The 3167-nt window shown below is 49.7% G+C and carries 5 protein-coding genes; all 5 read right to left on the bottom strand.

Annotated features, from left to right (window positions below):
- Nucleotides 1-237 precede the first annotated feature (237 nt).
- Nucleotides 238-678, bottom strand: a complete 441-nt coding sequence (locus Q0372_RS10340; RefSeq protein ID WP_298105656.1) for a pyrimidine dimer DNA glycosylase/endonuclease V — start codon at nucleotides 676-678, stop codon at nucleotides 238-240.
- Between the two features lie 140 nt (nucleotides 679-818).
- Nucleotides 819-1208 (bottom strand): hypothetical protein, encoded by a 390-nt coding sequence (locus Q0372_RS10335; protein ID WP_298105653.1) that lies wholly within the window; start codon nucleotides 1206-1208, stop codon nucleotides 819-821.
- Nucleotides 1209-1376: 168 nt separating this feature from the next.
- Entirely contained in the window at nucleotides 1377-1925 is a 549-nt protein-coding gene (locus Q0372_RS10330; RefSeq protein ID WP_298105650.1) for an alanine racemase, read from the bottom strand.
- Between the two features lie 29 nt (nucleotides 1926-1954).
- Nucleotides 1955-2116, bottom strand: coding sequence for a hypothetical protein (locus Q0372_RS10325; protein WP_298105647.1), 162 nt, complete (start codon nucleotides 2114-2116; stop codon nucleotides 1955-1957).
- Nucleotides 2117-2656: 540 nt separating this feature from the next.
- On the bottom strand, nucleotides 2657-3167 hold a 511-nt coding region (locus Q0372_RS10320), incomplete at its 5' end, for a vWA domain-containing protein (RefSeq protein WP_298105643.1).

Below are 3167 nucleotides of genomic sequence, written 5' to 3'. Positions count from 1 at the left end.
GGCTTTTATTTTTAAAAATAGAGGCGAATTTGACGTTAGGTTCGTCTTTTAAAATTTGACGAATTGCCCATAATTTCTCGCCAAAGCGGATAAAATTGCTTGCCCTTTTTGGCAAATCGCCACTAATCGTAAATTTGAGATTTTTACGTAAAATTTAAGGGGAAATCGACGTAATGTATTTTGGCGTTTTTAATCAAATTTGTTCAAGCAAGCCCAATAATCTAGAGCGCGACGGCGCTAAATTTTCACCTTTTCCCACGGCTCGATTTCGCCTTCGACCTCTTTAAAAATGCTCGCAATTTCTATATTTTTTACGCTTAAATTTCGCTCGTAAGCCTTGATGTCGCGTGATTTTAGCTTCTCTTGCAAAAATGCGAATTCATACTCGATCTGCCCGCGAGAGACGGCTATTTTGGCTAAATTTCGCTCGTCAAATTCGCCTACTTTTGCCGCGTCAAATTTATACTCGCGAGCGCAGGCGTGCGCATAAACCTCCGCCAGATACGCGTTTATCGCCTCACGTGCGTTTTCATGCGCGTAAAAGCGGTCAAGCTGCGGGTGATTTTTATAGCCTTTAGTAAGCCCAGCCAGCACGTTTTTAGCTAGCAGTGCCTCGCGCCAAAGTGCGACTAGCCCCTTTGCATCGAGGTATTTAAAGTTTATCGTCCAAAGCCTCATTTTTGCCTTTCGTTAAATTTCGTCATCAAATTCGGCGCGCTTTGCGCCACAGCCTGAGCGGCGATAAATTCGCGCCTTAAATTTAGCCAGGCTCTACCGAAGCTAAAATTTTACCTCGCCTCACATTAAAATTTGCCCGCTCATTGCAGCTTGCCCCTGCATAGCACGGGGATCTTTTCTACGACCTCGCCGCCGCTAACGAGATAGGCAAACTCGTGTAAATTTACAACGGGGCAGATGTGGTTTGGATAAATTTCGAGTCGATCGCCCACGCGCACGGCATCTCGCAGCGCTCTGTCGTAGATGATCGCATGCTCGTCGTAAACGCCCTTTATCCACACCTCCGTGCCCTTTATGCGCCCGAGCCCGGGCGTTGCCGTAAAGCCCTCGGTGCGCCTTTGCTGCGTGAGCCCCTTGGCGCCGACGTCGGTGATGATGCGATCCGCCGTAGGTCTGCTGATGACGGTCGTAAGGATGCTTGCGGCGTTCATCGAATAATCGCCGTATGCCTGCGCCTGCGAGGCGTCCATAAAGATATAGGTGCCCGGGCGGATCTCGGTGACGCCCTTTAAAATTTCAAAATCATTTATGAGCGAGGGCGTCGAGCCGATACTAACGACGCGCGCAGGCAGAGCTAGCTCGCGCGCGATATCCGCAAACTCCAGCGTGCGACGCTGCGCGGCTAGGTGGATGCGCTCTCATTCGTTCTTATCGGCGGCTTTGTAGGAGTGTCCGTCGTGGGAGAACACGCCGCGGAATTCGATATTTTTGCAGCCTTTTAGAAATTTTATAAACGCCGCGAAATCCTGCTTTTCTACGAAGCCCGAGCGGTTTTCGCCCACTTCGATCTCGGCAAACACGCAGGCCTTCGTGCCGCTGCGCTCAAAGGCACGCTCTATCAGGTGCGCCTGCTCTATGCTATCTGCGCCGAAGCTTAAGTTTACCCCCGCGCGCAAAAGCGCGATGATGCGCTGAAATTTCAGCTCGCCAACGATCTCGTTTGCGATAAATATATCTTTCAGCCCGTTTGCCGCCATGATCTCGGCCTCGCCCGTTTTGGCGACCGTGATGCCAGTAGCGCCGAGGCTTTTTTGCAGCTTCGCGAAATACGGCATTTTGTGCGTCTTGGTGTGCGGGCGTAGGCTCACGCCCGCGGTGTCCGCGTAGCTTTGCATCTTTTGCAGGTTGCGAAGCATGATTTCGCGATCGATCAACAACGCCGGCGTGTCGATCTCAGATACCTTCATAAGCTTTCTCCTCGTTAAATTTGCGAAATTTAATACAGCCGCGCTTGGTAGCTGCGCCCGTTTTGCGGCGGCGAAATTTTAAAATTTAGCGTGGCTTGCGAAGGGCAAAATTTATCTATCGCCTGCAAAAAGCGGAATTTGCGCGCCGTAAATTTGTCGCTGCTTGCGAAACAATGGCTTACTCGCTGCAAATCGGCGCCCTTCGCGAAGCGCCTGAATTTAGACTATAAAATTTTGTTTACGCGTATTAAATTTAGCCTCGCTTGCAAAATTGCAAAATTAGCGCATCAAATTTAAGGATGCCTGCGCGAAGCGTTTAAATTTAGTGAGCAAATTTGCGTTTCCTTGCCGCACAAAGCAATACCGCGCGCTGTATGAAAAAATCAAAATAAAATTCTAAAATGCGCTGAGTGAAAATCAATATGCGCGCCATATTGCTAGGCTCACGGAGTTTTCGGCTCCGCTTCACGCTGTTTTTATTCCTCTCGCGCCTGTTTTTCTTGCGGCACATATTCGCATTAAATTTTTTGGCAAGCGACCTGGTGCACTATCTGTTTTCGCGCCGTCGCCCGTGTTTTCGCGCTGAATATTTAGCGCCACAACTCGTTTGCACCGCCGCCCGCGTTTTTTGCTAAAGCTCGTTTTGCGCCGCGCGCTGCACATCGCTGCCTATTTTCACGCCGCCGCTCGTTTTAGCAGCGGCACTTAATTTTAGTGCGCCTCGCGATTTGCTATTTTTTGTCTTTAAGCACCTTGTCGCGCCATTTCGAGTTTGCTTTATTGTCGGTCGCTACGTCTTTGGATATCTCGGCTGCCGCTTCGAAATTTTTACTTACACCCTCTTTGGAATTCTCGTATTTTAGGGCGTTTTCGCTTTTGATGCCGATGCTTTGCGCTTCGCTCGCAGCGTCGATATTAGCGCCCAAAAAGATAAATTCCCAGTCGTATTTTTCCTGCTTGTCGCTAATCATCTTCTTAATCTGCGCTCTGGAGTATTCGCGGCTCGAATTTTCGTAGCCGTCGGTGATGATGACGAAAAGCACGCGATTGTTTTTGGCATAGATGTCGGGCACCCGCTCGATACGCGCTATCGTGCTGCCGATCGCATCTAGTAGCGCAGTATTGCCGCCGGCGTAGTACTCTTTAGACGTTAGGTTTTCGACCTTTTTAAGCGGCGTGCGGTCGTGGATAACGTTAAATTTTGTATCGAAAAGCACGGTCGTGACGCTGGCGTCGATGCCC

The organism is uncultured Campylobacter sp., assembly GCF_937997405.1.
In the GTDB taxonomy this organism is placed as follows: Bacteria; Campylobacterota; Campylobacteria; order Campylobacterales; family Campylobacteraceae; genus Campylobacter_B.
This window is presented reverse-complemented; position numbering and strand designations above follow the sequence as displayed.

Excerpts from the sequence above, each read along its gene's own strand:
- Q0372_RS10340 (WP_298105656.1), bottom strand. The coding sequence starts at position 678 with ATGAGGCTTTGGACGATAAACTTTAAATACCTCGATGCAAAGGGGCTA.
- Q0372_RS10335 (WP_298105653.1), bottom strand. The coding sequence starts at position 1,208 with ATGGACGCCTCGCAGGCGCAGGCATACGGCGATTATTCGATGAACGCC.
- Q0372_RS10330 (WP_298105650.1), bottom strand. The coding sequence starts at position 1,925 with ATGAAGGTATCTGAGATCGACACGCCGGCGTTGTTGATCGATCGCGAA.